Source organism: Streptomyces thermovulgaris (assembly GCF_002155915.1).
GTDB lineage: Bacteria > Actinomycetota > Actinomycetes > Streptomycetales > Streptomycetaceae > Streptomyces > Streptomyces thermovulgaris.
This window is the reverse complement of sequence record NZ_MUME01000223.1, coordinates 1-3,811: the sequence shown is the minus strand read 5'-3', so window position 1 is coordinate 3,811 and position 3,811 is coordinate 1. Positions and strand designations below refer to the sequence as shown.

4 protein-coding genes are annotated in these 3,811 nt (G+C 71.5%); 1 reads left to right on the top strand and 3 read right to left on the bottom strand.

Features of this window, described 5'->3' with window-relative positions:
* Positions 1-298 precede the first annotated feature (298 nt).
* Positions 299-727 carry a hypothetical protein gene (locus CCN35_RS18035; protein WP_067397573.1) on the top strand — a complete coding sequence of 143 codons (429 nt, stop codon included), beginning with the start codon at positions 299-301 and terminating at the stop codon, positions 725-727.
* A gap of 106 nt (positions 728-833) precedes the next feature.
* On the opposite strand, the gene CCN35_RS18030 is transcribed toward CCN35_RS18035, so the two are convergent.
* From CCN35_RS18030 to CCN35_RS18020, 3 genes are all read right to left on the bottom strand, one after another.
* Positions 834-1,688, bottom strand: coding sequence for an immunity 49 family protein (locus CCN35_RS18030; RefSeq protein ID WP_086793507.1), 855 nt, complete (start codon positions 1,686-1,688; stop codon positions 834-836).
* Positions 1,689-1,710: 22 nt separating this feature from the next.
* Complete coding sequence (locus tag CCN35_RS18025; RefSeq protein WP_067397575.1) at positions 1,711-2,007, bottom strand: hypothetical protein; 297 nt, start codon at positions 2,005-2,007, stop codon at positions 1,711-1,713.
* 249 nt (positions 2,008-2,256) lie between these two features.
* Positions 2,257-3,811 (bottom strand): hypothetical protein (locus tag CCN35_RS18020; protein ID WP_245863246.1); only part of this gene is annotated, 1,555 nt, incomplete at its 5' end.

Below are 3,811 nucleotides of genomic sequence, written 5' to 3'. Positions count from 1 at the left end.
ATCTGCTCCGGCTTGATCACGTTTCGCTGCCCCCGTTCGTCCGCTGCCGCCAGACCGAACCGAACCGTGTTTTGAGCCCATCATCATACAAATGGGTGATGCCGTATCAGACGCGTTGAGGGGCGCGGCGGTTCCGGGTGCGGACCCGTCGAAGCTCGGCGGGTTGTGGTGGGGAGGAAATGGGTCCGGACGCGCGGGATGGAGACCGGGCTCTCCGCGCCGAGGTCCTTCAGTGTCGCTTCGGTGAGCACCGCATCGGCTCGGCCGGCCTGGTGCGGCGATTCTTAAGCCTCCGTGCATGAGTGACCTGTTCGCCGTGGATCTTGCCCTCGGCCTTTCTCCCGATGTGCCGGCTGCCGTCCTCGACGTTCTGCGTCAGCACCTCGGCCTCGACGCCGAGAGCGGTGGGAGCGGCATGGGAGACGAGGTGCCCGGCTTCGTCCCCCTGCTCTTCTGCCGCGGTCCGGCAAAGCGCATCGGCGGTGTTCTGACCGGCGAGCTCGTCCGGGGCGACGGCCACTGGTCCCTCACCGCCCGGCAGGAGATCCACGCCGGACTCCTTCCGGAGCTGGAAGAGCTGGTGGAGATGCTCGCGCGCAACGCCAGGACCGAGGGGGTCATCGGTCGGGCGAGGTTCCACGAGGACGACATCCCGGAGCTTCTGATCAGCAGGTCGGGGAAAATGGTCAGAATGCCGCTGCGTGCTGCCGAGTCCGCTGATTCCTGACCGCGGGTCAGTTCTTGCGGCTGCCTCTCCGCCCGGGCAGCGCTGCTCGTTGCCGGAGGCGGGCGAACCGTGACACGGAACGGTCACTCCCGCGGGATGCGCCCCCTTACGTGGGGAACATGCCGAGCCAGAAGCGATTGAGGAGGTGACGCGGGATGCAGTCGGACTCGACCGTGATCGGGAAGCCGGAGTCGAAGGCGGGGCGGGAAACTGCGAGCGGGCCGAGCGCCAAGCAGCCTTCGACGGACTCTTCGCGGTCCTCGTCGGCGGTCCAGAACGACTTGTGCAGCTCCAGGGCCTCGGCAAGGGCTTGATCGAAGCCGGTGTGGTCCTTGCGCGGGAAGTACTGGAAGAGGTTGATCGGCTGATGGAGGAGCTTGTCCAGGACCTCGGGGTGGGCGATCCGCGCGACGTCCGGGGAGGACATCCGAATGGCGGCGAGGAGTTTCTCGCTCAGCCCCGGGCGTATCAGCCAGTACGCCTGCAGGGCGTCGATCCAGTGGTAGATGTACTCGTCGTACTCCACGCCCGAGCCCCGCAGGAAGTCGACCGGGATTTCGCACAGTTGAGTCATGCGGTCCTGTTCGCGGCACACGGTCGCCAGCCAGAACGCGGTCAGCCAGTTTCCCGCGTCGGCGTAGTACTGCGGCCCGGTCGCGGGGATCGTCCGTGTCCGGTCCACGAGGAAGTACTCGAAAGTGCCTTCCGTTCGGACGGCTGCGGCGAAGGCCGCGGAAGTCACCTGCATGGCCGTGACGGCGGCGTCCCGGGTGCGCGGGTGCGAGCTGTCCGGATCGACTGCCAGGCGCGCACAGAGGTGCAGGGCCGCCGTGTTCATCGCACCGTCGAACATGCGCGGCACGCGTTCCAGGACGTCGATCGTCCTGGAGAGGTTTTCGCCCAGGGTGCGCGCATATGTCTCGTCGTCCGGTCCGGGACCGCCGTGCCAGGCCACCCTCACTGCCGTCGTCCGCTCCGATCCGTCACAGCTCGTTCCTCGCAGGGCGCAGACCGCGCGTCGCACCTGCCTGTGCGGGGAACTCTCCGCACCAGGTGCGTCCGAGAAGAGCGGCGGTGGGGAAGAAGGATGCCCGCGGGGCCATCGGGCAGTGGCCCTTGGCCGGGGTGAGCGCGGTGCTCAGCGCATCACCCGGATGGGCGGAGCCCGTTTCCAGCCCGTCGATCAGCTTCTGCGCGTTCTCCTGGAGCACGGCGAGCACGGCGAGACCCTCTTCCGTGTTCCCCGCGGGAAAGGGGTGGCGGGGGATGAGCGAGGCCAAGAGGTCGTCCTGGAGGATCTTGAAGAAATCGGCCGAACTCGGCCCAGCACAGGGGCACCCTCGGACGAGATGACCGAAGTCCTGGTGTCCGGCGTGGAGTTGCGCGGTGGCCGGCGTGCTCGCCGGTGTTCCGCCCACCCCTGTGGTGATGCGTGCGTTCCGTCCGGCAGGTCCCGGGTGCCCGCAACCAGGTCGCGTCACGACTCCGTTGTCGTGCACCGGGGCGGCGTGCGCGGAGGTGACCCGGTGTCAGTCGAGCGGGACGGTAAGGCGGTTCCGGGTGCGGGGGCCGCCGAAACTCGGCGGGGTGGCGGTGGGGGAGGAGTCGAGGAGCAGGATGCCGCCGAGGGCGGCTCCGGCGGCTCCAGGAGCGCGGGTGTCCGCTTCGGCGTACGGGTTTCCATGGGCGCGGACGTCCTGTTCGGCCTGGTCCCGGGCCTCGCGGGCGAGGGCGTCGGCGTGCGGGACGTCGGCGGGGGACCGGGTGGCGAGAAGGCGTTCCGCCTCGGCCAGCAGGATGCGGGCCGAGGCCCCCACCGCACCCCGGTGCGTCGTGACGAAGTCGGCCGCGGCGGCGGTCGCGCTGCGGGCGGTGAGCAGGGCGGCGGCGGACAGGACACCGGTGCGTCCCGTGGCGAGCGGCGCCGTCGCCTCGACGATCCGGCGCAGGACGTCCAGCGGGTCGTAGGGCCGCCCGGAGGTCGTCTCCTGCCGTACGGAGGCCAGCACGGTGTCGGCGTGCAGGATCCGGGCCTGTGCCTCACCGGCCGGTACGTCCGTGAGCCGCTCCGCGGCGCTGGCCCTCTCCGCCTCCGCCCCGCTGAGCGCGGCCGGGACCATCGCCGCGGCCTCGTCCAGCTCGGCGGCGAGCCGTTCGACGCCGTCGAGGAACACGGTCGCCTGGGCCACGGCCCCCTCGGCGGCGCGCAGGTGGCCCGCCGCTTGTCCGCCCTTGCCCCGGTCTGCCTCCTGATGGGCCCGGTTGAGACGGGTGGTGGCGAACATCAGGCGGTCCTTGGCCTGTTCCGCGTACCCCGTGACGTGTTCCGTGGCGGAAGGGGCGTACCGCCGGGCGAGGCCGGCCAGGGTCGCCTCGGCCGTCCGTGCCCGGCCCGTCAGCTCCCGGAACCGTGCCTCCGCCGCCTCCAGCGCCTCGCGGACGTCCCCTTCCAGGTCGCGCAGCTCGTCGAACCCGTCGGCCGCCATGTCCAGCAGCCGGCCGGCCTCCTCGCAGCGTCCGATCACCCCGGCCAGCGCCTGCCGCCGGGCCTCCGGGTCCTCCGGGACGCCCTGGTCGTGGCGCCGCCGCATCCGGAAGGCCACCGCCAGTTCCGCCTCGGCGGCCCGCAGGGCCTGGGCGAAGGGCTCGACGGCCGCCGTGCCGAACCGGGCCTCGGCGAAGGGGAGCTCCTCACGGCTGGTGCGCACCCAGTCGTCCGCCCGGACGAGCAGGTCCCGTGACCGCTCGTCGAGGTCGTCGAAGGGTGCCGGGGACGGGGAGGTACGGCTGCCGCCGGGGGTGGTACGGGTCTTCGACCGCCGGAGGCGCCGGATGTATCCGTACATGGCGACCAGGCTCGCCGCCACCGCCACGACGAGCGGGAGTGCGAGGGAGACCGCCGAGGTCTCGTCCTGCCGCGGTGCGGCGGCGACGGCCACCGGATCGGTCCGGGGGAGTGCGACCGCGGCGCTGCTGCCGATCGTCATCCCGGAGAGGGACAGCCACAGGAGTCCCGCCGCGCCGTACAGCACCATGCGCGCCGCCCGCGCGGCCGGACGCGATGCCGCGCGGGCGGCGCGCATG

Excerpts from the sequence above, each read along its gene's own strand:
- CCN35_RS18035 (WP_067397573.1), top strand. The coding sequence starts at position 299 with ATGAGTGACCTGTTCGCCGTGGATCTTGCCCTCGGCCTTTCTCCCGAT.